Source organism: Blautia sp. DFI.9.10 (assembly GCF_024461705.1).
In the GTDB taxonomy this organism is placed as follows: Bacteria; Bacillota; Clostridia; order Lachnospirales; family Lachnospiraceae; genus Blautia_A; species Blautia_A fusiformis.
In genome coordinates this window covers 1-24,672 of record NZ_JANGAA010000006.1, presented here as the reverse complement: position 1 = coordinate 24,672, position 24,672 = coordinate 1, and the positions used below count along the sequence as shown (strand labels likewise).

The 24,672-nt window shown below is 44.0% G+C and carries 22 protein-coding genes; 10 read left to right on the top strand and 12 right to left on the bottom strand.

Going from position 1 to position 24,672, the window contains the following annotated elements; genetic code table 11:
• Positions 1-2 precede the first annotated feature (2 nt).
• Both NE671_RS05335 and NE671_RS05330 read left to right on the top strand, forming a co-directional pair.
• Positions 3-1,079, top strand: coding sequence for an acyltransferase family protein (locus tag NE671_RS05335; RefSeq protein WP_118752898.1), 1,077 nt, complete (start codon positions 3-5; stop codon positions 1,077-1,079).
• Positions 1,080-1,383: 304 nt separating this feature from the next.
• Positions 1,384-2,706, top strand: coding sequence for a serine hydrolase (locus NE671_RS05330; protein WP_173740710.1), 1,323 nt, complete (start codon positions 1,384-1,386; stop codon positions 2,704-2,706).
• Between the two features lie 139 nt (positions 2,707-2,845).
• On the opposite strand, the gene NE671_RS05325 is transcribed toward NE671_RS05330, so the two are convergent.
• Positions 2,846-3,766 (bottom strand): substrate-binding domain-containing protein, encoded by a 921-nt coding sequence (locus tag NE671_RS05325; RefSeq protein ID WP_161209326.1) that lies wholly within the window; start codon positions 3,764-3,766, stop codon positions 2,846-2,848.
• A complete protein-coding gene (locus NE671_RS05320) occupies positions 3,759-3,971 on the bottom strand; it encodes a TOBE domain-containing protein (RefSeq protein WP_015527392.1) in 213 nt (70 codons plus the stop codon). The genes NE671_RS05325 and NE671_RS05320 overlap by 8 nt, the downstream gene beginning before the upstream one ends.
• Before the next feature lie 307 nt (positions 3,972-4,278).
• Between NE671_RS05320 and modA the strand changes: the two genes are divergently transcribed.
• From modA to NE671_RS05305, 3 genes are all read left to right on the top strand, one after another.
• On the top strand, positions 4,279-5,181 hold the full coding sequence (modA, locus tag NE671_RS05315) for a molybdate ABC transporter substrate-binding protein (RefSeq protein WP_161209324.1): 903 nt from the start codon (positions 4,279-4,281) through the stop codon (positions 5,179-5,181).
• A gap of 67 nt (positions 5,182-5,248) precedes the next feature.
• Entirely contained in the window at positions 5,249-5,944 is a 696-nt protein-coding gene (gene modB / locus NE671_RS05310) for a molybdate ABC transporter permease subunit (protein ID WP_118608664.1), read from the top strand.
• Entirely contained in the window at positions 5,944-6,993 is a 1,050-nt protein-coding gene (locus NE671_RS05305) for a sulfate/molybdate ABC transporter ATP-binding protein (RefSeq protein WP_161209322.1), read from the top strand. The genes modB and NE671_RS05305 overlap by 1 nt, the downstream gene beginning before the upstream one ends.
• Positions 6,994-7,077: 84 nt before the next feature.
• On the opposite strand, the gene NE671_RS05300 is transcribed toward NE671_RS05305, so the two are convergent.
• Together NE671_RS05300 and NE671_RS05295 are read right to left on the bottom strand one after the other, a co-directional pair.
• On the bottom strand, positions 7,078-8,166 hold the full coding sequence (locus NE671_RS05300) for a PucR family transcriptional regulator (RefSeq protein ID WP_021651931.1): 1,089 nt from the start codon (positions 8,164-8,166) through the stop codon (positions 7,078-7,080).
• 104 nt (positions 8,167-8,270) lie between these two features.
• Positions 8,271-9,386, bottom strand: coding sequence for an ABC transporter ATP-binding protein (locus NE671_RS05295; RefSeq protein ID WP_015527387.1), 1,116 nt, complete (start codon positions 9,384-9,386; stop codon positions 8,271-8,273).
• Between the two features lie 331 nt (positions 9,387-9,717).
• Between NE671_RS05295 and NE671_RS05290 the strand changes: the two genes are divergently transcribed.
• The 3 genes from NE671_RS05290 to NE671_RS05280 all read left to right on the top strand — a co-directional run bounded on the left by NE671_RS05290 (position 9,718) and on the right by NE671_RS05280 (position 12,867).
• Positions 9,718-10,176 carry a transcriptional repressor gene (locus NE671_RS05290; protein ID WP_243148620.1) on the top strand — a complete coding sequence of 153 codons (459 nt, stop codon included), beginning with the start codon at positions 9,718-9,720 and terminating at the stop codon, positions 10,174-10,176.
• 259 nt (positions 10,177-10,435) lie between these two features.
• A complete protein-coding gene (locus NE671_RS05285) occupies positions 10,436-10,777 on the top strand; it encodes a DUF6110 family protein (RefSeq protein ID WP_161209320.1) in 342 nt (113 codons plus the stop codon).
• 14 nt (positions 10,778-10,791) lie between these two features.
• Positions 10,792-12,867, top strand: a complete 2,076-nt coding sequence (locus tag NE671_RS05280; protein ID WP_256163747.1) for a heavy metal translocating P-type ATPase — start codon at positions 10,792-10,794, stop codon at positions 12,865-12,867.
• A gap of 180 nt (positions 12,868-13,047) precedes the next feature.
• Here the strand turns inward: NE671_RS05280 and NE671_RS05275 are convergent, their stop codons facing one another.
• Entirely contained in the window at positions 13,048-13,995 is a 948-nt protein-coding gene (locus NE671_RS05275) for an AraC family transcriptional regulator (protein WP_173740709.1), read from the bottom strand.
• Positions 13,996-14,255: 260 nt separating this feature from the next.
• Between NE671_RS05275 and NE671_RS05270 the strand changes: the two genes are divergently transcribed.
• Entirely contained in the window at positions 14,256-16,373 is a 2,118-nt protein-coding gene (locus NE671_RS05270) for a glycoside hydrolase family 36 protein (RefSeq protein ID WP_173740708.1), read from the top strand.
• A gap of 256 nt (positions 16,374-16,629) precedes the next feature.
• Here NE671_RS05270 and NE671_RS05265 read toward each other — a convergent pair whose 3' ends face one another.
• The 7 genes from NE671_RS05265 to NE671_RS05235 form a co-directional block, all read right to left on the bottom strand.
• Positions 16,630-17,043: a C-GCAxxG-C-C family protein gene (locus tag NE671_RS05265; protein WP_022426236.1), complete on the bottom strand. Its 414-nt coding sequence runs from the start codon at positions 17,041-17,043 to the stop codon at positions 16,630-16,632.
• A 20-nt stretch (positions 17,044-17,063) separates the two neighbouring features.
• Positions 17,064-18,422 carry a M20 family metallopeptidase gene (locus NE671_RS05260; RefSeq protein ID WP_173740707.1) on the bottom strand — a complete coding sequence of 453 codons (1,359 nt, stop codon included), beginning with the start codon at positions 18,420-18,422 and terminating at the stop codon, positions 17,064-17,066.
• A gap of 104 nt (positions 18,423-18,526) precedes the next feature.
• Complete coding sequence (locus NE671_RS05255) at positions 18,527-19,735, bottom strand: MalY/PatB family protein (protein WP_059086118.1); 1,209 nt, start codon at positions 19,733-19,735, stop codon at positions 18,527-18,529.
• A gap of 177 nt (positions 19,736-19,912) precedes the next feature.
• Positions 19,913-21,076, bottom strand: coding sequence for an RNA-guided endonuclease InsQ/TnpB family protein (locus NE671_RS05250; RefSeq protein WP_256163745.1), 1,164 nt, complete (start codon positions 21,074-21,076; stop codon positions 19,913-19,915).
• A complete protein-coding gene (locus NE671_RS05245; RefSeq protein WP_256163743.1) occupies positions 21,039-21,455 on the bottom strand; it encodes a MerR family transcriptional regulator in 417 nt (138 codons plus the stop codon). The genes NE671_RS05250 and NE671_RS05245 overlap by 38 nt, the downstream gene beginning before the upstream one ends.
• 449 nt (positions 21,456-21,904) lie before the next feature.
• Positions 21,905-22,060 carry a hypothetical protein gene (locus NE671_RS05240; RefSeq protein ID WP_021652569.1) on the bottom strand — a complete coding sequence of 52 codons (156 nt, stop codon included), beginning with the start codon at positions 22,058-22,060 and terminating at the stop codon, positions 21,905-21,907.
• 142 nt (positions 22,061-22,202) lie between these two features.
• The gene (locus NE671_RS05235; protein ID WP_059086116.1) at positions 22,203-23,240 is read right to left on the bottom strand and encodes a helix-turn-helix domain-containing protein; all 1,038 of its coding nucleotides are present in this window, start codon (positions 23,238-23,240) and stop codon (positions 22,203-22,205) included.
• 268 nt (positions 23,241-23,508) lie between these two features.
• On the opposite strand from NE671_RS05235, the gene NE671_RS05230 reads away from it, so the two are divergent.
• A complete protein-coding gene (locus NE671_RS05230; protein WP_021652568.1) occupies positions 23,509-24,531 on the top strand; it encodes an ABC transporter substrate-binding protein in 1,023 nt (340 codons plus the stop codon).
• The last annotated feature ends 141 nt before the right edge of the window (positions 24,532-24,672 follow it).

Here is a 24,672-nt window from a genome sequence, read left to right as displayed (position 1 = left end):
TTTTGGAAGGAAAGCAGGCAATAAAGTTTGATAAATATAATTCTCAGGTGATGAAGGGCATTGCCATTGTTATAATGCTGTTCCATCATATGTATCTGAGTCAAGATAGATTTGAGGGGCTGAATGTTGTTTTCACTCCGTTTTCAGCAGATCGGATCATGTATCTGTGCAGAACATTTAAGATCTGTGTACCGATCTATGCATTTATTTCCGGATACGGACTGTATCTCAGTTACAGAAAAAATAATTCTACACCTGGCAAGTGGACAGCCAAAAGACTGATAAAAACAATGGGAGGGTTCTGGATTATATGGGGGCTTTCTGTTGTGAGCTCACAGCTTTATAACGGCTATGCCGTGGCCAGATATTTCGGAAACGGAAATATTGCCAAAGGTGTTAGCGCAATGGTGCTGGATTTTTTTGGTCTGGCGAAACTTTTCGGAACTTCGACTCTGAACGGAACCTGGTGGTATATGAGTGCGGCGATCATTTTTATCATCTGCGTGCCACTGTTTATGATAAAGGAAGAATATCTGGTATTTATTCTTGTGGCTGTTGCAGCATTTCCACGGATAATTTCCCTGGAGGTTATGGGAATTACGGGTATTTATGCATTTTTACCGGTATTTCTCATGGGAATGTGTGTAGCCAAGTATGATCTGTTTAACCGATGGTTTAAGATATGGAATGCTGGAATGAAGCATGTTTTCAAATTTCTTCTGGAGCTTCTTGCGGTGTTTATTTTGTATAAAGCGTACAGAACTTTGCCGCTGACGGTATACAGTGAGATCCACTGGGGTGTGTATCCAATTGTATTTATGGCATTTTGCTGCGAATTTATTAATGTCATTCCGGGAGTGCGACAGATTTTATTGTTCCTCGGAAAACATTCCATGAATATATTTCTGATACATACATTTATAAGAAAATCTTCTTTTGTGTATGTGAGTGGATATTTTCTGACCAATACACTGACGCTTCTGCTGGCTTCACTGGCAGTGTCCATAGCGCTGGAATGGCTGAAAAAGGTAAGCGGATACAACCGCCTGATCCAGAACATCTGTGTGAAAATAGGATAATAAAGATAAAGGAGAAAGACCTGCCATCGTCTGTGGCAGGTCTTGTTAAAGTATGAAAGCAAAAAAAACAGTTTGTATATATTGGTTGATATTAGTAGTGGTTTTTGGATGTATTATTGGTGCCAGAAGTACAGAGATAAAGGTCGAGGCTGCTGAAAGAACGGTACGATTTTGGGATAACAGTGGAAATTATCTTCAGAAATCTGGCGGGAACTGGTATTTGAAAGATTCTAATAAGCGAAAACTTACCGGATTACGTTATTTGTCAATCCCAAAGACAGAGTTTTTAAAAACAGGATTTTATATGTTTGATAAAAACGGAAAACTTTTGAGAAAACAATCCGTGTATTATTTTGATAAAAAGACAGTTTCTGGTGTCCGCTTTGATAAATACCACATCACAGACTCCAATGGAAGAATTTCAAAGGGAGAGCGTGGCTTTGTAAACGTAGCTGAACAGAAGGTACGGGGCAAAAAAATTATCGCAGGCATTTATTATGTGGAAGCGTACGGAAAACTGGCTGATCGTGGAACAGTACGCTATATAAGACAGAGAAGATTCGGTGGGCGTAATTTTAAAAGTGGTTATTATTATTTCTATGGAACCGGAAGAATCTGCATGCGTCCGTCTTTTCATAAAGTGAACAAAACAGTTCAGGGAAAAAAGTTTAACGGAATCTATTATTTTGGCAATGATAATGGGAGAATGGTACAGAAGGCAGGGTGGGTAACCTGTGAGGGCCAGCAATATTATGTAGACCAAAATGGAAAAATGCTGGTGAACCGGTGGAAAGATGGTTATTACCTGAAATCGAACGGAACCATTGCGAAAAATATGAAAACACCGGATGGTCAGTATGTGGACTGGCAGGGAAGAAAAAGTACAAGATCAGAGTATGCTCTAAGTGCATTTAAATCGGAATTGGAGAGCTTTGTTTCTGCCTACGGTGGAAACTGGTCTGTTTATATAAAAGATCTGAAAACAGGAAATGTTGTAAACATAAATGATCGGGAAATGTATCCGGCAAGTACGATCAAGGCATTTGTGATGGCGTCGGTCTATGATCAGATCCGTCAGGGAAAAATGCAATACAGCTCCGGTGTGTACAGCTTGCTGTGGGATATGATCACCGTCAGTGATAATGAATGTTATAATGAACTGGTAAGGCGTCAGGGAGGCGGAAGCTTTGTAGGAGGAACGGCTGTAGTGAACCAATATCTTCGAAAGAACGGTTACAAAAATACCGGTTGTCACAGTTCCCTGCATCCGTCTTCTTCTGCCTGGAGCAGTGATGGCTGGCGTAACACGGCATCTGCAAAAGATTGTGGGATACTCTTAGAAAAAATCTATCGAGGTCAGTGTGTTTCTCAACAGTATTCCAGAGAAATGCTAAATCTTTTACTGCATCAGACGAAACGATACAAAATTCCATCAGGTCTTCCGACAGGTATAGTATGCGCGAACAAAACTGGTGAGACAAGCTCAGTTCAGCATGATATGGCAATCGTCTATGGAAAGAAAACAAATTATGTATTATGTATATTTTCAGAAGGTGCTTCCGAAGATCATTTACTGCATGGAATCCGTTCGATTTCTTCAAGAGTATATCAATATCTGAATAAATAAAGATCAGCCAGCAGTCATAGGATCAAGAAACTTCCTTAATTGGGCAAAAATAAGGAGTGATCATTGACGTGCTGGCTGATTTTGTATTATCAAAGAAATGGTTGCGGAAGAATTTTTTACATAAGCGTTTTTCTTAGCCCTAAATATGCCGGATATTTCCGGTGTCAGTAGTATCGTATCCGGTTTGAAGAGCTAAAAACCGGCGGAAAGGTTCGGATGCAATGGTTTCCGCTACGGCCTGAAAGCCGGGGGTGCTCAGATTTTTGGTCTGCATAACCAGGAAGAGTGATTCCTGGCAAACAGGAAGAAAATCCAGCTCCGGAAAGTTTCTCGCTACACAGGCCTCGCCAAGAGCTATGTCTGCCTGTCCGCCAGCCACTGCAGCAGCCGTGGAGTGATCGGTAACAAGCTCATTTCGATATCCGGATATGGAATCCGGTGAAATTTCGGAAGACAGAAGTGTACGGTCAAGAAGGATGCGACGGCTGCTTCCTTTTTCGCGGTTCACAAAAATAATATCTGCCCGTGTAAGATCAGAAAATCCCCGGATATTCTTGGGATTTTCTTTTTTTACATAGAAGCCGACGGGATATTGACACAGAGAGATCACAGTCAGTGGGATACCGGGTATAAGGCTATGGATATCTTCCGGTGAGGCGGATGCACAGGCAATGTGGACTTTTTCAAAATAGAGAGAATACAGTCCGTTGTAGGTATTCATGTGAGACTGCAGAACAGGCAGATTGTCCGGGTGTGTGGGAAGCTGATTCAGGAGAAGATCCAGAGCCGGAGAAGCCTGTCCGCTGATGATCAGTCCACTGGAATGCAGAAGATAATCCCTTTTCAAAAGAGAACTCTCCGGCTGGTGATCATAAGACTGAGCAGAAGACGCAGAACATTCCGAACCCTTAAGATACTGAGACAGCTGTTCCTCGCTGACCCGCAGCTGTTTGCCGACTTTGGAGGAGGAAAGCTCTCCGCGTTTGATCAGGTCATATACTGTGGATTTTTTGATCTTTAGTTTATCTGCAACTTCCTGTGCTGTGTAGACTTTATTCATCGATACCTACCATAACATTGGTTGCCTTAATAACTGCGTAAGCATCAGAGCCTACTTTCAGTCCAAGTTCTTCCACCGCCGCACAGGAGATGGTAGCAGTGATGATATTTCCACCACCGATATCGATGGAAACGATGGAATTTACAGCTCCCTGGTTGATGTTGATGATTTTTCCTTTTAACTGATTACGTGCACTGAGTTTCATAAGTAAGTCTCCTTTTTTTGAATATTGAATGAACCGGATCAGGCAAGTTCTCTGCTTCCGTTGTGCAGAGCAATGAACCTTGTGTGGGATTTGTCTGTATCAGGAGTGCTGTAAGCCACTCATGATAAGAAACGAAGCGGATCGTGAACATCCGCCTGGCTTGTCAACTATGTATTTATGATAGCACTTGTAGAGAAAAACAGCAATGCCTTATAGCTTGACAAGAAACTTTCCTTTCGGTAAAATTAAACAAAACCATTCAAAACTAAACAAAACTGAACGAAACGGAAAAGGAGGGAAACAAAAGATGAAGAAAAAAATCTTAGCAGCCCTTACCGCGGGAATTTTAACAACAGGCCTTATGACCGGAACTGTTTTTGCGGCAGACACAGAAGCGAAAGGTGATGAGAACCTGAAGGGAGAGGTTTATGCATTTATTGCTGCCAGCCTCAGCAATTCCATGGAGGAGATCCAGAAGGATTTCAATGAGCTTTATCCGAATGTAACGATCTATTACAGTGCAGACAGTTCAGGTACACTGCAGACACAGATCGAGGAAGGTGCACGCTGTGATCTTTTCTTTTCAGCAGCAGATAAACAGATGGATGCCCTCACAGAGGAAAAACTGACAAAGGAAGACACCGTTAAGGATCTTCTTGAGAACAAAGTCGTTCTGATCAGACCAAAGGACGGAGAGACAAAGGTAACAGGATTCGAGAATATCACAGACGCTGAGAATATGGCGCTTGCAGGAGAGGATGTTCCGGTGGGACAGTACTCCCGTGAGATCTTTAGCAATCTTGGGATCATGGACGATGTAAACAAAATGGAGATCAACGAGTGCAAGAATGTAACGGATGTACTTGCAGCAGTCAGTGAAGGAAGCAATGAGGTTGGTGTTGTATATGCGACAGATGCTGCATCTGTTACTGATAAAGTAGATATCATCGCAGAGGCGCCGGCAGACAGCCTTAAGACGCCGGTTCTTTATCCTGTGGGACTTATCGAGGACAAGGAAGCATCGGAAGACGATACCAGGGCTGCAGAGGCTTTTCTTGATTATGTGGAGTCTGACGCAGCAATCAAGGTATTTGAGGACTATGGATTTACAGCATATGAGGCTGAGGATTCCGAGGATGCCACAGAAGCTTCTGCAGACAACACGGAGGCTGAGGACAGCACAGCTTCCGCAGACAGCACATCCAAATGAGTATGGTGTAGAAAACCGGCAGGCAGTAAATATTGAAACACAGTAAATGCCGGCACAGGAATGAAATATGACAGAACTTTTGAGAGAAATAAACTGGAGTCCTCTGTGGATTTCCTTAAAAACAGGTCTGGCAGCCACAGTGATCGCTTTTTTTCTGGGAATATTTTGCGCCCGAAAGATCATGAAGCTGAAGCCGGGAGCCAGAGCAGTACTGGATGGGATCCTTACTCTTCCGCTGGTACTTCCTCCTACAGTGGCTGGATTTTTTCTGCTACTGATCTTCAGTCTGAAAAGGCCCTTCGGAAGCTTTCTTCTGGATAATTTTGATATTAAGATCGTGCAGACCTGGAAGGGCTGTGTGATCGCAGCGGCAGTGATCGCATTTCCGCTGATGTACCGCAATGCACGGGCTGCTTTTGAACAGGTGGATATAAATCTTATCCATGCAGGCCAGACTCTGGGGATGAGCGACAGCCGGATCTTCTGGCGGGTAGTCATGCCTGCGGCAGGACCGGGGATCGCATCCGGAACAGTGCTGGCATTTGCACGTGCAATCGGAGAATATGGCGCAACCTCCATGCTTGCCGGAAATATCCTTGGAAAAACCAGAACAGTTTCTGTTGCCATTGCATCAGAGACAGCAGCCGGAAATTACGGAACTGCAGGATTCTGGGTCGTTGTGATCGTGCTGATCTCCTTTGTGATCGTAGCGCTGATCAATATCGTATCCGGAAGAGGAATGAAAACAAGAAGGTGGATCTGATGGCAGTCAAAGTAAATATCGAAAAAAACTTCCGTGATTTTTCCCTGAAGGTAGATTTTGAAGGCAGTTCGGCAGCCATTGGGCTTCTTGGTGCTTCCGGCAGCGGAAAAAGCATGACCTTACGCTGTATTGCAGGAATCGAAACACCGGATAAGGGAAGGATCGTCATCAATGGAAAAACAGTGTTTGATTCTGAAAAAGGGATCAATTTGAAACCGCAGAAGCGTCGGATCGGATATCTGTTTCAGAATTATGCGCTGTTCCCAACCATGACAGTGGAACAGAACATCCGCTGCGGTTATCGTGGGGAAAAATCCTCCGCCAGAGAAAAAGTGGCAGATCTGATCCGGCGATATCATCTGGAGGGGCTGGAGAAGCGCCTGCCCTCACAGCTTTCCGGCGGACAGCAGCAGAGAGTGGCACTGGCCAGAATGATGATCGGAGAGCCGGAAGCTATTCTTCTGGATGAGCCGTTTTCCGCACTGGACGGTTACTTGAAGGATGTGCTCCAGCGGGAGATGCAGGATTTCCTCAAGGACTATCCGGGAGATATGATCCTTGTGACACACAGCAGAGATGAGGCCTATAAATTCTGCAGGGAGCTTTCCATTGTACATGAAGGCAGGATCCTTGTGACCGGGGAGACAAAGCAGCTGTTTGAGAGACCGGGACTTCTGGAGGCAGCAAAGCTTACCGGCTGTAAGAATTTTTCCAGAGCGGAGAGGCTGGGACCTCACGAAATCTATGCGGCGGACTGGAAAATGAAGCTCCATACCGAAGAAAACGTAGATATGGATATTACCCATGTAGGGATCCGCGGCCACTGGATCCGCCCGGAATCAGAGCCGGGTGAGAACTGTATGGCAGTGCAGGTAGACCAATACATAGAAACTACATTTGAACATCAGTATATGATCCGAAACAAAGCGGAAGAGAATGCTACCGGATTATGGTGGATGCGTCCCAAAAACAGCTTTACGGAGGATCCGGATAAAGATCTTCCGGAATATCTGTATCTTCCACCGGAGCATCTGATGCTGCTGAAATAAAGAACCCCCAGAAACAGACATTATCTGCTGTTTCCGGGGATTTTTTGTGTTCCTGCATTTTGGATGGATTTTTACGAGCAGAATCTATTTTCCATGATTTCCGGAATAGGTAATGTAATCGGACACCATCATGGCAAGCTTGAAGGCCAGTGCATCCTCAAAGGTACGGATATCCAGGCCAAAACGCTTCTGTAGCTTTTCAAAACGGTACACCAGAGTATTCCGGTGCACATAGAGCTGTCTGGAGGTTTCAGAAAGGTTCAGGTTATTTTCAAAGAAGGTCCGGATGATATTGAGGGTTTCGTCGTCAATAGATTCCAGGGATTCTTCTCCGAAGATCTCGCCTACGAACATGTTGCAGACCTGAGTGGGAAGCTGATAGATCAGACGGCCAATGCCCAGACGGTTATAACCGAAAACATTTTTGTCAGCATAAAAGATCTTGCCGACCTCCAGGGCAGTGCGGGCTTCCTTGTAGGCATCGGAAAGCTCCATGATATCATCTGCAACATTGCTGTAGGAAACCCAGGCAGAGGTCATAGCTTCTGTATTGAGCATATCCACCAGCATGCAGGCGATACCCTCCAGTTCTTCGTAGCTTTCGGTGCTCTGAAGCTCACGTACTACGATGATGCCGGAATCATCCAGTGCAGTGATAAAATCCCGTGTGCGGGCAGAAAAGATGTTGCGGATGGTAGCCAGGGCATTTTCGTCCTTGTGCTGCTTGGTTTCCACAAGAAATACCGCACGGCGGGCAGAAGGTGTGATATGAAGACGGGCAGCCTTGTTAAAAGCTTCTACCTGGGAATAACGGTCCAGGAGAAGATTCTGCATAAAGGAGTTCTTGTCTGTTTTTTCCGTATAGGCAGTGAGGAGACTTTCTACCTGGCAGACAGCAAGCTCTCCGATGGTAGAAGCCTGCTCTCCGGAGCCCCATACGATCAGAAGCATATTGCTCTGAGGTATGTTGTTCAGCTTGTACAGACTGCAGCTGCGGTTGGAGATGCATAAGGCAGGATCCTCCCGAAACTGAGCAAGCTTTTCAGAAGAAGGAAGTCGGCGGTCCCCTGTGGAAATGTATATCTGGTCATTTTCATCCAGAATACAGAAATCAAGACCGCTGATCCGGTTCCAGTCATCCAGACATTTTTGAATTGTTTGCTGTATTTTCATAAAAAGCGTCCTTTCTGATGTGAAATAAAACTAGTGAAATAAAAAGAAACCCCGGGAAATCATATCCCCCGGGGTTACATTCTGTTTTTATGATTCGACGAGAATTAGTTTGTGATAGTAAGCTCTGTCTCTTTGTCGAAGAAGTGAGCTTTCTCCATATCGAATGCAAATCTGATCGGATCACCGGTCTTAGCTGTTGTACGAGGATCAACTCGTGCTGTAACCTGAGTTCCGTCAACATCGAAGTACAGGAATACTTCAGCACCAAGAAGCTCGTAAACTTTAACTACGGAGTTCATTGGTTTGCTTGGAGATGTCTCAAGGAACATCTGAGAATCATGAATATCCTCAGGACGGATACCAAGAACAACTTTCTTTCCAACATAGCCTTTGTCTTTCAGGACTTTAGCCTTAGCTGCCGGAACGATAACCTCATGCTCACCACCGATCGTAGCAACTACATTGCCGCCTTTTTCGGAGATAACAGCATCAAGGAAGTTCATCTGCGGAGATCCCATGAATCCTGCAACGAAGAGGTTGCCTGGTTTCTGATACAGGTTCTGTGGTGTATCAACCTGCTGAACAACACCGTCTTTCATAACAACGATTCTGGTACCAAGTGTCATAGCCTCTGTCTGGTCATGTGTTACATAGATGATGGTAGCACCAAGTCTTTGATGGATCTTGGAGATCTCGATACGCATCTGTACACGAAGCTTAGCATCCAGGTTGGAAAGAGGCTCATCCATAAGGAATACCTTAGGATTACGAACGATAGCACGTCCCATAGCAACTCGCTGTCTCTGACCACCGGAAAGAGCCTTCGGTTTACGATCAAGAAGCTTGTCAAGGTCAAGGATTCTTGCTGCTTCACGAACAGCCTTGTCAATCTGGTCCTTCGGAACTTTACGAAGCTTAAGTCCGAATGCCATGTTATCATAAACTGTCATATGAGGATACAGAGCGTAGTTCTGGAATACCATTGCGATATCACGGTCCTTAGGCTCAACATCGTTCATGACTTTGTCACCGATCTTAAGTGTACCACCGCTGATCTCCTCAAGACCTGCGATCATACGAAGTGTTGTAGATTTTCCACATCCGGATGGTCCTACGAAGATGATGAATTCTTTGTCTTCGATCTCCAGGTTGAAATCTTTAACTGCCTGGAAGCCGTTCGGATAAGTTTTATTAATGTGAGATAATGATAAACTTGCCATTGTTGTTTCCCTCCAAAATTAATATATTGTTTTACGTAATTTCCTTTGCTGGTTAACAGTATATCGAAAATGAGAGAAAAGGGCTAGAGCTGAATCTTACAAAGTTTCCGGCAGTTTCTTGTCATTCTGACGAAAAAACGAAAGGGGATTTTTCGTCATTTTGTCAAAACGACGGTTTCCTATGTACAGGTTCACGAAACATTATACGGTATTCAGGCAGAATCCTCAATATGTAAAAAAAGTTCAAACGAGTTATTTACAACTAACCTAAGTTGGAGTATACTAACTTATTAGATAAAAGAAAAGTTTTCTCAATAAAGGAGGGATCAGAATGCATATTGCAGAAGCCGAAACAGAAGAGAAAAAAACAGGATGCTACCGACATACAGAGATGCAGAGGGATCTTATTATAGAGAAACTGAAGGAGAAGGGGCTCCGCATCACCAGACAGAGAAAGATTCTTCTGGACATTATCCTGGAGGGAGAGTGCTCCTGTTGTAAGGAAATCTATTACAGGGCTTCCGCACTGGATCCGAAGATCGGTGTAGCTACAGTATACCGTATGGTCAATACGCTGGAATCCATCGGTGCTATCAGCCGAAAGAATATGTATCGCGTGGCATGCAGCACAAAAGGCGCCTGCACAGTAGAACTGGATGATGATACGATATGCCATCTGTCCGGACAGAAGCTTAATGAAGTGATCCTTGCAGGACTTCGGGCCTGCGGGGAGATCAGTGAACAGAATATCCGTACCCTGGCGCTGCTGCCTATTCATGAGGTTGGGTGAGTATGGAAAAGCTATGGCACAATATAATAGGAAAGAAGAGGTTTGTACAGACTAAGAATTAGATAGATTAAACTATTAGTAAAAATTAACTGTTAGGCAAAAATAACTGAAAATTTAACGAATTGTGTTGAGTTCGCACAAAAAACACTGGACTTTTTTTTACAGACATTTTATAATAATGAAAATATCGGGGCGGACATGAAAAATCCTCACCGGGAATCAGAAAAAAATAAAAATCATATATCAGGAGGAAATTATTATGGTAGACTTTAAATTCAAGAAATCAGGACTTTTTGCAGCAGGCGTTCTTTTCGGTACAGCAGGAATCAAGATCCTCACAAGCAAGGATGCGAAGAAGCTTTACACAGGATGCACAGCAGCCGTTTTAAGAGCTAAGGACTGCATCATGAAAACAGCTACGAATCTTCAGGAGAATGCTGAAGATATTTATGCTGAAGCTAAGGAGATCAATGAGGAAAGAGCAGTAGCTGAAGAGGCTGTAGAGGATGTTGAGAAAGAAGCAGAGGAAACTGCAGATGAGGATGCATTCAAAGAAACAGCAGAAGAGACAGAAGAAGCAGCAGAAGAGACAGCTGAGTAAAGAGGCGATTTTCCGTGAAATTTTATATCAAACATGAGACAAGAGGCCGGCTTCGTATCCATCTTGCTCAGAAGAGGATGAGCTACGGGCAGGCAGATACGCTGTTGTATTATCTCGAGAATCTTGATGGAGTGGTTTCTGCCAAGGTATACGAGAGAACCTGTGACGCAGTTGTAAATTATCGGGGCAGCAGAGCTGCGGTTATCCGTGGTATCAGCGAATTTCATTATCAGGATGTAGAGGTTCCTTCACAGGTGCTGCAGAGCTCAGGGAGAGCACTGAATGCAGAATATCAGGAGAAGCTGATCTCCAGGGTGATCTGCCATTACGGAAGAAGGCTTTTTCTGCCATATCCGCTGAATGCCATTTATACAACAGCTACTTCCCTGAAATATATCTGGAAGGGAATCGATACACTTCTTCACCGTAAGATCGAGGTGCCGGTCCTGGATGCCACTGCAATTGGAGTGTCTGTATTACGTCAGGACTTTGGTACTGCAGGCTCCATCATGTTCCTGCTTGGGATCGGAGAGATCCTGGAAGAGTGGACGCATAAGAAATCCGTAGGTGATCTTGCAAGAACCATGTCCCTGAATGTTGGCAGGGTATGGCTGAAGAGAGAGGATCAGGAGATCCTGGTAGAGTCCGGAGAGGTCCAGCCGGGAGATGAGGTTGTTGTACGTATGGGTACCGTAATTCCTTTTGACGGAAGTGTTACAGATGGAGAGGCTATGGTCAACCAGGCTTCTCTTACCGGTGAGTCTGTACCTGTATGCAAGAAAGGGGGCAGCGTTGCCTATGCAGGCACTGTTGTGGAGGAAGGTGAGATCACCATCCGCGTAAAGACGGTAGGTGGTTCCAGCCGCTATGACAAGATCGTTACCATGATTGAGGAGTCTGAGAAGCTGAAATCTTCTTTGGAGGGAAAGGCAGAGCATCTGGCAGATAAGCTGGTTCCCTATACTCTTGGAGGAACAGCACTTACATATCTCCTCACCAGAAATGCCACCAAGGCCCTTGCGATTCTGATGGTGGATTTCTCCTGCGCGCTTAAGCTTGCAATGCCGATCTCTGTATTGTCTGCGATCCGTGAGGCCGGTACACATAAGGCTACAGTTAAGGGCGGTAAATATCTGGAAGCAATGGCTGAGGCAGATACCATCGTATTTGATAAGACAGGAACTCTGACAAAGGCGAAGCCAACCGTTGTGGATGTGGTTCCTTTTGACAACAATGATCCGGAGGAGATGCTGCGTATCGCCGCATGTATGGAAGAGCATTTCCCACACTCCATGGCCAAGGCTGTTGTCAGTGCTGCCAGGAAGAAGCATCTGGCCCATGAGGAGATGCATTCAAAGGTTGAATATGTAGTAGCGCATGGAATTTCCACTACGATCGAAGACCATAAGGCCGTGATCGGAAGCTATCACTTTGTATTTGAAGATGAGAAATGTCTGATCCCGGAGGATGGCAAGGAGAAATTCGACAATATTCCGGAAGAGTATTCCCATCTGTATCTTGCCATTGACGGACGTCTTGCAGCCGTGATCTGTATTGAAGATCCTCTTCGTGAGGAGGCGAAAGCTTCTGTAGAAGCACTGCGTGGGGCAGGGATTTCCAAGATCGTTATGATGACAGGGGACAGTGAGCGTACAGCAGCAGCCATTGCCAGACGTGTGGGAGTGGACGAATATTATTCCGAGGTACTTCCGGAGGATAAGGCCAACTTCATCGAAAAAGAAAAGGCAGCCGGAAGAAAGGTTATCATGGTAGGTGACGGAATCAATGATTCTCCGGCACTTTCCGCAGCCAATGTCGGTATCGCCATCAGTGATGGTGCTGAAATTGCCCGGGAGATCGCAGATATTACTGTAGGTGCAGATGATCTTCAGGAGCTTGTTGTTCTGAAAGAGATCAGCAATGCACTGATGAAGCGTATCAGACGCAATTACCGTTTTATTATTACCTTTAACGCAGGTCTTATCGCCTGTGGCGTTGCAGGTATCCTGCAGCCGACTTCATCCGCACTTCTGCATAATACCTCCACACTGGCGATCAGCCTGAAGAGTATGCAGAATCTGCTTCCATAGAAAATTTTTAACCGAATCAAGTAAGTCCCCTGTAGGATTGCGAATATCCGCTTGACAATAAATATAAAAAGCCGGCCAGGTTATCGAAGAGATAAGAGCTTCGTACCTGGCCGTTTTTTTAGGCTGCTCAGACGTGGATCGCAGGTATCAGCCTGAAGGTGTAGGTGTATGAAGTAAGTTTTATTCCTGAGGAAAGGGTTCGCTTTCCAACATCAGTCCGTCAGTCATATGATAGCGTTTCTTTTGGGTATCCGAACGGAGAGGCCGGGTATGAAGGCTTCGGTACCTGGAGGGGCTCATATGATAAAATTTTTCGAAGGTATGTGCAAAATGCTGCCGGCTGTTGTATCCGGAAGAAAAGGCAATATCCGTAATGTGCAGAGTACTGTTGCACAGAAGAAAGGCGGCCTGTTCCATACGCTTGCGGTTGATATAGGTATTGATGGTGCAGCCGTTTTTTTCTGTAAAGAGCGCCTGCAGGTAGGATTTGTTGATCCCTGCATATGCGGAGATGGCAGGAATATCAATGTCTTCCAGATAATGCTTGTCAATATAGCGGAGCGCTTTTTTCAGATAGACGATTCCCTGGGTGTTCCGGCTGGAGCGGGCGCAGAATGCAAGCTCTGTAAGCATGCGGCTGAAAAGAAGAAAGAAGAGAAATTCTTCCTTTTGTATCTGACCGGAATTTTGTTGTAAAAAGGTGAGCAGATCCTTCAGGCTGTATCCGAAGCTGCGGGAATCCGCGCCGGAGCAAAAGCCCTGGGAGGATTCCGTAAAATTCCAGAACTGGGAAAATCCGGGATCCTTTTTCAGGAGAAGCTCCAGAGCAACCGGACTTTTTTCGGGAGTAAGGGAAAATTCCAGATTCAGGATCGAGCAGGGAAAACCATCCGGAATCTCCAGCCTGTGAGGTACATCCGGCCGGATAAAGATAAATTGCCCGGATTTCAGTGGGAATTCCGTGTCCTGTGTGCCATCCAGGCAGAAAACCCGGCAGGAACCGGAGGTGATATACATGATCTCATAGCTGGAATGTGTGTGATGCTCCATATGATAATAAGGCAGGGAGAGAGCATAAAAAGCAGAAATATGGAAATATCGGGAAGAGTCCTGGAAAATATCTGGCATGAAAAAACCTCCTGAGTATGCTGCGAAGCGGAATGTAAATATTTCAGCTGTAAATTGCGAGTCGGACAGATGCAGATATTCGATTAAATCGCCCTACATGTCTGACTGACTGTACTCTTTACTGTCAGCAAACAGTATATCACGCAAAAATAAATACGACAATATATTGCATTTTTACATTCAGGGGATGATACCTGTCACCTTATAAAAAAACAGATATTATACTGTGATCAGAATCAGAAAAACGGAGGGTATTTTCTATGAGCTATAAAAATGAAAACATGAAAATGATCGAATTACATGAGAATGGCCTGGATATCCAGTTTCGTATCCGGGAAAACGGCGTGGTAGAGCTGGCAGATTTTTCTTCACAGGAAGTAAAAAAAGCAGTCATGGAGCCGAAGGATGATATCTGTTATCCGGCTGTTGAGATCCACAGAAGCGGCACAGGAAGCTTAAACATGCATGCCTACAAAAACAACATCAATCAGTCCTCTGTGGATTTTGTTTATGAGAACCATGAGCTGAAGGCACAGGCCGGCGGAAAAGAGCTAGAGATCGTAATGATTTCCCCGGAAAAGCTGAAGGCAGTATATCATATGCGCCTGTTTGATGGAGTGCCGGCAGTACAGACTTGGACAGAGATCATCAACGAGGGAAGCGAGGAGCAGGGGCTGACCTATGTTTCTTCTTTTATGTATCAGGGAATTTCCAGAGGCGGCGAGAAGCCTTATTATAAAAAAACAGATATCTATGTGCCGTTTAACAGCTGGTGCTGTGAGGCACAGTGGCAGAAATACGATGCAGAAACGCTGAATTTAAACGGAATGGTCGTAGATGGCTTCAATCATCAGGGATATGGCCTGAACCGTTATTGTTACAGTGGAAAGGGCACCTGGTCTACCTGTGAGTATCTTCCCATGGGAATTGCCGAGGACAGAGAAACAGGGGAGACGTATATTTTCCAGATTGAAAGCTCCGGACAGTGGCTGGCAGAATATGGCTCTGCACAGGGCGGAAATCTGTATCTTGCCTTAAGCGGCGCCACAGAGCAGGAGCATGGCTGGTATAAGAATCTGAAACCGGGAGAAAGCTTTACAACCGTTCCGGCAGGGGCAGCTGTTGTAAAAGGTGGCTTGAATCCGGCAGCAGCGGCACTGACTAGATATCGGAGAAAAGTACGCAGACCGAATACGGACGATGAGAAGCTGAACGTGGTATTTAATGATTACATGAACTGCCTGATGGGAGACCCTACAACGGAGCGGGAGCTTTCCATCATTGACAAGGCAGCAGAGCTCGGATGCGAATATTACTGCCTGGATGCAGGCTGGTATGACGATGGATTCTGGTGGGACCGTGTCGGAGAATGGAAAGAAGCATCCGGAAGATTCCCCAATGGTCTGAAAGAAGTCTGCGATCATGCACACAGTAAAGGCCTGAAAATGGGACTCTGGCTGGAAATCGAGGTTATGGGAGTTGCCTGCGAGCTGGCAAACAAGCTTCCGGATGACTGGTTTGTCTGCCGTCATGGAAAACGCCACATTGACAATAAACGCTATATGCTGGATTTCCGCAATCCGGAGGTACGGAAATATTGCCGTGATGTAGTAGACAGGCTGATCAATGATTACGGTGTAGAGTACTTTAAAGTGGACTATAACGTAACCATGGGATATGGAAGTGATCTGAACAGTGACAGCTGTGCAGATGCCATCCGTGAGCATTATGAATGTCTTCACCAGTGGTATGAGGAAATCTTCCGGGATCATCCGGAGCTTGTTGTGGAGAACTGCGGTTCCGGCGGACAGCGTATGGATTATGGTATGCTGAAGATCTTAAGCCTGCAGTCTACCAGTGATCAGACAGATTATCTCTACAATGCCAATATCGCTGCCAATGTAGCCAGTGCGGTAACTCCGGAGCAGGGTGGTATGTGGGTATATCCGTATGAGGATGAAGAAGAGCATGTGATCTACAATGTAGTAAATGGTATGCTTCTCCGCCCATATATCAGCGGTATGGTATGGAAGCTGGGCGAAAATTCCATGAACCGTATGAAGGAGGGAATCTCCCTGTATAAGGAGATCCGTGAGGAAGTCCGTGACGGCGTGCCGTTCTTCCCGCTTGGTTTTGGAACTCTGAAATCTGAAGTTCTTGCTTACGGAGTGAAAGCAGAGAAGAATACCTATCTTTCGGTATGGACACCGAGAACAACAGAAGCTGTGATCCCGCTGGAAAATGCAGAGCAGGTCCGCAGAGTATCCGTGATCTATCCGAAGGAAGAGATGTGCGGATATAAGATCGAAAATGGAAATCTTGTAGTGAAGATGCCACAGGAAAAAGCGGCCAGATTGTTTAAGATCGAGATGAAATAGAAAAGCGTGAAAGACCGTAAGTTTGACGAAGAGGCGTGGGCAAAAATAAATGGAAAATAAAAGAGCGCCGGCATTTTTACCAGAAAGCTCATCAGTCTGGATGAAGTTGTAAAGATCCCGGCTGTGTACCTGAATTATAAGAAATACAGATGGGTGAAGGATCTGACAGTGAAAAGCGAATAGAAACAGAAAACAGCAGAGCTGTATGTCCCGGGATTACAGGGAATATACAATTCTGCTGTTTTATTTTATGAGATTATCTGTTTTCCGCAAGATATTCTTCTGTAAGAGCAACCGCATCTGTGATACACTGCGGGCAGCTGCAGAGAACTTTGCCTGTCTCTACGCCTTTTAATTCACGGCAGATACAGGAACCGTTTTTTTCTTTGAATTTCTGGATATAGGTGCGGAGCTTTTTGTAAGTGTCACCTTTGGAGCCGGAACCTTCTTCGGTATTTCCGCGGCTGTTGGAAAGTCCGATGATCATAGCCATACCGGAAAGAGCACCGCACATTTCCATAACACCCATTCCAAGGCCGAAGCCCTCGGCAATACGGAACATCTCGTTTTCATCGATGCCAAATTCCTGGCAGAAAGAACAGGCAACTGCCTGTGCACAGTTACAGCCATTCTCGTGTAATTTTGTAGCGTGTTCAGCTTTTGTACTCATGATTTCTTATTCTCCTGATTTCAGATCGCAAGCATATTTTTGATCGCTTCCATATAAATCAGTACCGCTTCTTCCATGCCGGAGACCAGGATAAATTCATCGGCTCCGTGGATGCGATAGTCAATTCCCTCTTTTTCAGGTCCGAAGGCTATGATGTTTTTGAGGGATTTTGCGTAAGTGCCGCCTCCGATGACCATTGGTTTGTGTTCGGTATCGCCGGTCACATCTGTGTAAGCTTTGTAAAGAGCATTTACCAGCGGAGATTCTCTTGGGAAGAATAACGGAGCAACAACCTTTATGATCTCAATACGACCGTTTTTATCTTCCAGTCTGTCCTGGCACATTTTGCGGATATCGGTCTCATTAAGAGTTACCGGAACACGGATATCGATGGTACAGGAAATGACACCGTTTTCTGTTTTTACGATTCCGTTGCATAACGTCAGATCGCCGTATTCATCTGCAAATTTCAGACCAATGCCGGAGCCGTCACATGCAGTGCCGATATGGGAGTTATAGAATTCCACAAAGTCATCTTCAAAGCCTGCTTTTGCCAGACATTCAAAGGTTACTCCTGCAGCGTTGACACCGAGATGAGGAGTGCTGGCATGAGCCGGAACACCCTTGGCGTAGATGGTGAGTCTGCCATTTTCTTCGGTTACCTTATATTCCTGGAGCTTCGTCCGGGAAAGTGCGGATTCCAGCTTTTCCTTCAGACCGTCCTCATCGGGAACAATGGTTGTACAGGTGTCACACATTGCATTGGATACAAAACCGCCGTTCATGGAGATAATCCGGGTGTTTTTTGAGCAGGCGATCATGGCAAGCTGACCTTTTTCACCGTGGATACACGGGAAGCTGGCATCCGGTGTGAAACCGCAGGAAAGCTCTTCTGCTACCTGATTGTAGTGATCCATACATTTGGAACCTGTTTCCTCGTTGCAGCCCATGATCAGGCGGACTCTTTTGTTCAGCTTCACGTCGTGGTCGCGGAGAAGCTTCATGGCATAGAGCGCTTCCAGGATAGGGCCTTTGTCATCAGTGGTCCCGCGGCCGTATACATGATCGTCTTCACGGGTAAGGCGGAACGGATCGTAGGTCCAGTCTCCGCCTACAGGAACGATATCCAGATGACCGGCGATGCCGACGATCTCATCGCCCTCACCCATTTCGGCATAACCGCAGTAGTTATCCAGGTTTACGGTTTTAAAGCCAAGTTCTTCGGCAATCTTCAGTCCCTCTTCCAGGGCTTTTGCAGGACCCTCACCAAATGGTTTTCCCTCGGAAGGGGTACCGAGCTGGGAGTCAATGGCAACCAGTCTGCCAAGATTTGTGAGCATTTCTTCTGATAATGCGTGGATTTCCTCTTTAATATCCATATTGATTTCCTCCTGTTTACAGCGTTCCGGAAAGTGACAGGATGGAACGCTGATGTTATGAGCTCTATTATAGCATAGATTGTAATGAATGGCAGAGTGGATTTTTACCTGTTGAAGACGTACCGATCCATTCGGCGGAAGGCTTCTTCTATGCGGGAACGGGGTGAGGCCAGATTCATTCTCAGGTGACAGGGACCGAAAAACATCCTGCCGTCCTGGACGGCAACGCCGACATCCCAGCAGGCTTTTTCCACATCTTCGATTGTTTTGCCATGGGCAGTACACCAGTCGGTGCAGTCGGCAAAGAGCATGTAGGTGCCTTCCGGTCTGGAAACGTTGACACCCTTAAAGTGCCGGTCAATGTAATCACAGGCAAAGCTTACATTTCCGCTTAGTACTTCGCATAGTTCATCGGTCCATTCATAGCCTTCAGGCTGATAAGCGCCAAGCAGAGCGTGCATGGACAGAACATTCATCATATTATAATGGCTCAGACTGGACTCCTTCAAAATACGATCCCGCCACCAGCTGTTGTATACAATGTGATAGCTGCCAACAAGTCCTGCCAGATTAAAGGTTTTGGATGGAGCGTAGAAGGCCGCTGTACGCTGGCGGGCATCTTCACTGACGGACTGGCTGGGGATATGCTTATGGCCATTCAGGATGAGGTCAGACCAGATCTCGTCTGAGATGACATAGACATCATATTTTCGGTACAGCTCCATGGCTTTTTCCAGCTCCCGGCGTTCCCACACGCGTCCGCAGGGATTGTGTGGATTGCAGAGAATGGCAGCGTGGATCTTCTTTTCACGAAGTTGTTTTTCCATGTCTGCATAATCCATTCTCCATATGCCGTTTTCATCCCTTACCAGCGGAGAATGTACGGCCTCGTAGCCGTTGTTTTTCAGGCTTGAGGTGAAGCCTATGTATGTCGGGCTGTGGACCAGGACGTTATCACCGCGGGAGCAGATGCAGTTCAGTGCACTGATAACTCCGCCCAGAACGCCATTTTCGTAGCCAATGTGCCTGGGCTTCAGACCGGTGACACCGTGGCGTGTTTCCTGCCAGCGGATGATGGCTTTATAATATTCCGGCGGGGCTTCGAAGTAACCGAAGGCCGGGTGACTGGCCCGTTCGATGATCGCCTGCTGTATGGTAGGTACAGTAGGAAAGTTCATGTCTGCTACCCACATCGGAATGGCATCGAAGCCCTCCTTCGGCGGGGCAGGAGAGAAACCATCGCCCTTCAGGCCGTCTACTGCGATGGAATCTCTGCCATGCCGGTCAATGATGGAAGTGAAGTCGTATTTCATATGAATGCTCCGTTACTGAAAACTTATAAAAAGTTATAAACTTCTATGTTTCATTCCTACTTCAACGAGTATGCTTTTGATGATATAAATATCTATCTACTCACAAGTTCTTGTACTCTCCATAGGCGTAAATTCCGGATTAACGTACCCGTACATATTTGCACTAACGTTTTAGTGTTAGCTTGCAAATCTTTCTCCATAAGCCTTGAGATTTATAGATGCCTGAAAATCTCTATCAATGACATTTCCACAATCACATTTATAAATTCTGTCAGATAATTTCAAGTCTTTTTTAATGTTTCCACAGCAACTGCAAAGCTTTGATGATGGATAAAACCGATCAGCCACAATAAGCTGGATCCCTTTATCGCTGCACTTGTGTTCAAGTTGCTTTCTAAACTCAAAAAACCCCTGATTCTGAACTGCTTTTGATAAATGTCTATTTTTCATCATTCCACTAACATTCAAATCTTCAATACAAATAAATCTTGGTTTTCGACTTACAATTTCAGATGTAGTCTGATTCAAATAGTTCTTACGGATATTTGTTAATCTGTGATTTCGTTTTAATAAAAGTTTTTCCTTTTTGATTACATTATTTGTTTTGCAGTAACTTTCTCCTTTCTTATTTTTCTCGTAAGAGCGAGAGATACTACGCTGTAATCTGCGTTTCTGTTTTTCTAGTTTCTTTACTTTCTGACTTTTATTGATGTTCTTATACTTAGCTCCATCAGAGCAAATAGCCAGATCTTTGATTCCTAGATCTATACCAATCCCATCATTATTAAGTTTTTCTATGCAATCAGGAAATTCCACACATACGCTGATCCACCAGTTCAATCCGTCAAAGGATATTCGCGGATTCATATATTTAGCATCTGTAGGAATACGACCATGCTCTGCAAGTCTTACCCAATTTAGTTTTTGTTTATTTCTTTTCCTGCTCGAAGAAAATCCTTCAAACTTAACATGAGTATTGCTGAATTGTATCTTAATATTATCCTGATAGAACTTCGGTATTGATCTCTTTTTTGGCTTGAATCTTGGGAATTTCTGCAAACCTTTGAAAAAGTTCTTATAAGCGGTGCAGGCATCTTTGATCGCCTGTTTGGTTACATTATTTGAAATACTCAATAACCATGCGTATTCATCAGAATGTCTAAGCTTTGTAAATTCTTTTCTGAGTTCTGCATCTGAAATGAATTTTCCGCCTTTTTCATAGTTTTCTATTTCCCTTGCCAAAGCCCAGTTATAAGCAAATCTTGAAGCACCTGCGTACTGAAACATCTTAGTTTTCTGTATATTATTTGGTATTAACATTACTTTTATGGCTTTTACCATCTACTTTCTCCTGTATCAATTCCCGGATAAGTTTCTTAGCTTTATTCGCTCGTTTTCCTTGTAATTTGCAACTGAATACTGTGATTATCTGAACCAGATCTTCAACAAGTTCCTGCTGTTCGGATTTTTCAGTATTATCAATCTGTCGTTCCAGATCATCTTTCTGTTTATGGCTGGAAACGCGATAATATCCAATTGTAATGCGATTTTTAAGCTTTACATTTATTACCTGGTTGAGTTGCTCGTCAGAATAATATCTATAGCCGCTTACTGTAGTATGATGCGGATGAAATTTTCCATTGGCATCCCAATTTCGTAATGTCTGGGCGGATACGCCTATAATTTTTGAAAATTCATGTATAGAATAATATTTACTCAAAGCATCAACTCCTTTCAATAATATTCTGCTCTAATATCTTATAAAACTCAACATGTACTTATATGATTTTATAATTTTATAATTTATATTTAACTGTTAATAACCTCCTGAAAAATTCTATTTGCTTCACCTTATCATATTTTGGGGGTGGCGTACATATATTAATGTAAATTATGAGACGATTTGATTTTGTGTAATTGAGTGGATGGATTGAATAGTGCGAATAATCTATAAAAGAAGTGGCGGAAATACCAGCAATGATATTTCCGCCGTTTTACAACTCCGAATATCCTATCCAGAGCTACTTTGTGTTCAGAGTATATGTTATAAAATCAAATTTTATGAAATGTAAAAAGGAACTCGTCCAGAGCCCCTTTCCTTTGAATAAGTAATAATATCTTTCTCACTCCGGAAAAAGACTTCTTTGTACTTATATGATACTGGTTCAATTACTCCTTGTCAATATTTATTTTTATCTTTGTAATGTGTTCTGTCAAAGAAATATCATCTGGCAATTCAAGAATTTTCCTTAGTTCAGCAAGTTCGTCCTGTGCCTTATTACGTTCTTCTTTTATTTTTGAAATATATTGCAATTTATCATCCATTGAGGTGGTAAATTTCGTTGCAATCACGCACCCTATGGGTTAAAAGAGATGCAGGAGCCGCGACGCCTGCATCTCTTTCATCTATAAATGTGATCTATTGCGAATGAATAGGTTTTTTATTTTGCAATAAACATAAGCAGGATCAATACTTTGCTAATAATTTTTTCCAGGGTTTATAGCCTTTCATATAAGCAAAGTCTTCTTCATTTTGGAAGCCTGCAATCAGTTCTTTTTTCATTTCTTCAGCATATGGATTTTCTACATCTTGGAATTTTATATGTTTATATAATCTTGATTTCTGAAAATCACAGATTGTATCGACATTCTCCAGCAGTTGTTTTATTACCTTAAAAGTATCTTCTACATTTTGTTCTGCCACCACAACATTAAACATGGTTGCACATTCATTGTATTTTCCCATCTCAAAAATACCTGCTAATGCATACATTTTCTCGGCCAGGAATCTTGCGGATTTATGATCTTTATTGTCAAGAGCTTTTGTGATCATCATGCCAAAGGCAAGATTCAAAGTAGTATACTCTGAAAGAATTATATTTTCCAGTTTTTCATATGCTTCTTCTGTTTTTTCCTGTTCCATGTATAATTGCCCAAGTCTTAGTTTTTTCATGGGATCATAGTCGGAAAAATAGTTCAGATATTTTTCTGCCATTTCATAATTCCCTTTTCGCAAGTAGAATCCGAACAGAGAATCTGCCGCATGGTGCTGGATTTTTTCGTCCTTGTCATTTAGTGCCATTTCGTACCAGGAATTAATCTGTTCGTCGTACTTATCGGGATGCTCACACTGACCTATGATTCTTCGCGAGTCAAGCATCACCGCCACCTGCCAGATAAGCATGTTGCAGTTAGGGTAATCTTTTATGATATTTACTGCCCATTGATAGGTCTTTTCGTAACCTTCTGCTGAAAACATTTTGTCCATTTCCTGAATAAGTTCTGTAATTTCAACGTCTGTCAGATTTTCATGAAAAGACAACAGGGTATCAAGGGAAATATGTAGCAGTCTTGCAATTGGTGCTAACAGTTCAATATCTGGATTGGAGTTCCCGTTCTCCCATTTATTCACCGCTGGAGTAGTTACTCCTAAGCGGTTTGCCATTTCCTCCTGGGTGAAACCAGACTCTTTTCTATATTTTTTTATCACATTTCCAATATTCATCCTAATTCTCTCCTGATTGAAATTTCAAAAGCTTTTGTGATTAAATCATAGCAGGATTGGAAATTGAACACAATTGAATTGTTGTTAAATAAAATTCATATTTTTTAACTGATGGGAAAGTTGATCGTGATCAGCAGTTGGTTTTTGGGCATATCCTAACAAAAGGAATCATGGAGACTGTGTTTTACGATACTTTGTATGTTTCCCTGGTCACCAATTAATTAATTATGCATACTCTAACAGAAGAAGTCTGTAAAGGAGTATCTGCATGAAAAATAAAAAATGGATTGCACTGGCGGCAGCAGTTGTGCTGGCGGTGACGGCGCTGCCAATGGGAGTATTTGCTGCGAAGAAAGACAGCACAGAAGAGAAGCTTACAAAGGTTACACTGAATGAAGTCGCACATTCAATCTTTTACGCACCGCAGTATGTGGCGATTGAGGAGGGATATTTTGCGGAGAAAGGTCTGGATCTGACGCTGGTGACGGGATTCGGAGCAGATAAAACGATGACTGCTGTGATTTCCGGTGAGGCAGATATTGGATTTATGGGCGCAGAGGCATCTGTTTATGCTTATCAGGAGGGCGCCACGGATCCTGTCGTAAATTTTGCACAGTTAACCCAGCGTGCGGGGAATTTTCTAGTGGCAAGAGAAGAGATGCCTGATTTCAAATGGGAGGATCTAAAAGGAGAGAAGGTTCTTGGCGGTCGTAAGGGCGGAATGCCGGAAATGGTATTTGAATATATACTGAAGAAAAACGGCATTGATCCGCAAAAGGATCTGACCATCGACCAGAGCGTTGATTTCGGTTCCACAGCAGCAGCTTTTACCAGTGATGATTCCGCGGCATATACAGTAGAATTCGAACCATCTGCGACCATTCTGGAAAAAGAAGGAGCGGGCTATGTAGTTGCATCTCTCGGAGAGGCATCCGGCTATGTACCATATACATCCTACAGTGCAAAAGCAAGCTACATGAAAGAAAATCCTGAGATCATCCAGAAATTTACCGATGCACTTCAGAAGGGAATGGACTATGTGCAGAGTCATACGCCGGAGGAAATCGCAGAAGTGATCGCACCGCAGTTCAAAGAAACAGATCTTGAAACCATTACTGCCATTGTAAAACGTTATTATGACCAGGATACCTGGAAAGAAAATCTTATTTTTGAAAAAGACAGCTTTGAGCTTCTGCAGGATATCCTGGAAGATGCAGGTGAGCTGACGGATCGTACAGCGTATGAAAATCTGGTGCAGACAGAGTATGCACAGAAAGCATGTGAAAATTAAAAAATAGTTTAGAAAGTTTAAAAAAACATGGGAAAAACCTGCGGCTTTTATAAAAACCGCAGGTTTTTGTATGTAATAAAGAGGGAATAAGACGCGTCCATCGAATTTATGCAAGTAATTGAAGATGGACAAAATAGTAAT

Bases quoted from the DNA above. Each gene is read 5' to 3' on its own strand.
- NE671_RS05295 (WP_015527387.1), bottom strand. From the start codon at position 9,386: ATGGCAAGTTTATCATTATCTCACATTAATAAAACTTATCCGAACGGC.
- NE671_RS05270 (WP_173740708.1), top strand. From the start codon at position 14,256: ATGAGCTATAAAAATGAAAACATGAAAATGATCGAATTACATGAGAAT.
- NE671_RS05285 (WP_161209320.1), top strand. From the start codon at position 10,436: ATGGTAGACTTTAAATTCAAGAAATCAGGACTTTTTGCAGCAGGCGTT.
- NE671_RS05235 (WP_059086116.1), bottom strand. From the start codon at position 23,240: ATGAATATTGGAAATGTGATAAAAAAATATAGAAAAGAGTCTGGTTTC.
- NE671_RS05240 (WP_021652569.1), bottom strand. From the start codon at position 22,060: ATGGATGATAAATTGCAATATATTTCAAAAATAAAAGAAGAACGTAAT.
- modA (WP_161209324.1), top strand. From the start codon at position 4,279: ATGAAGAAAAAAATCTTAGCAGCCCTTACCGCGGGAATTTTAACAACA.
- NE671_RS05305 (WP_161209322.1), top strand. From the start codon at position 5,944: ATGGCAGTCAAAGTAAATATCGAAAAAAACTTCCGTGATTTTTCCCTG.
- NE671_RS05230 (WP_021652568.1), top strand. From the start codon at position 23,509: ATGAAAAATAAAAAATGGATTGCACTGGCGGCAGCAGTTGTGCTGGCG.
- NE671_RS05260 (WP_173740707.1), bottom strand. From the start codon at position 18,422: ATGGATATTAAAGAGGAAATCCACGCATTATCAGAAGAAATGCTCACA.
- NE671_RS05330 (WP_173740710.1), top strand. From the start codon at position 1,384: ATGTTTGATAAAAACGGAAAACTTTTGAGAAAACAATCCGTGTATTAT.
- NE671_RS05255 (WP_059086118.1), bottom strand. From the start codon at position 19,735: ATGAAATACGACTTCACTTCCATCATTGACCGGCATGGCAGAGATTCC.
- NE671_RS05275 (WP_173740709.1), bottom strand. From the start codon at position 13,995: ATGCCAGATATTTTCCAGGACTCTTCCCGATATTTCCATATTTCTGCT.
- NE671_RS05250 (WP_256163745.1), bottom strand. From the start codon at position 21,076: ATGGTAAAAGCCATAAAAGTAATGTTAATACCAAATAATATACAGAAA.
- NE671_RS05265 (WP_022426236.1), bottom strand. From the start codon at position 17,043: ATGAGTACAAAAGCTGAACACGCTACAAAATTACACGAGAATGGCTGT.
- modB (WP_118608664.1), top strand. From the start codon at position 5,249: ATGACAGAACTTTTGAGAGAAATAAACTGGAGTCCTCTGTGGATTTCC.
- NE671_RS05290 (WP_243148620.1), top strand. From the start codon at position 9,718: ATGCATATTGCAGAAGCCGAAACAGAAGAGAAAAAAACAGGATGCTAC.
- NE671_RS05325 (WP_161209326.1), bottom strand. From the start codon at position 3,766: ATGAATAAAGTCTACACAGCACAGGAAGTTGCAGATAAACTAAAGATC.
- NE671_RS05320 (WP_015527392.1), bottom strand. From the start codon at position 3,971: ATGAAACTCAGTGCACGTAATCAGTTAAAAGGAAAAATCATCAACATC.
- NE671_RS05300 (WP_021651931.1), bottom strand. From the start codon at position 8,166: ATGAAAATACAGCAAACAATTCAAAAATGTCTGGATGACTGGAACCGG.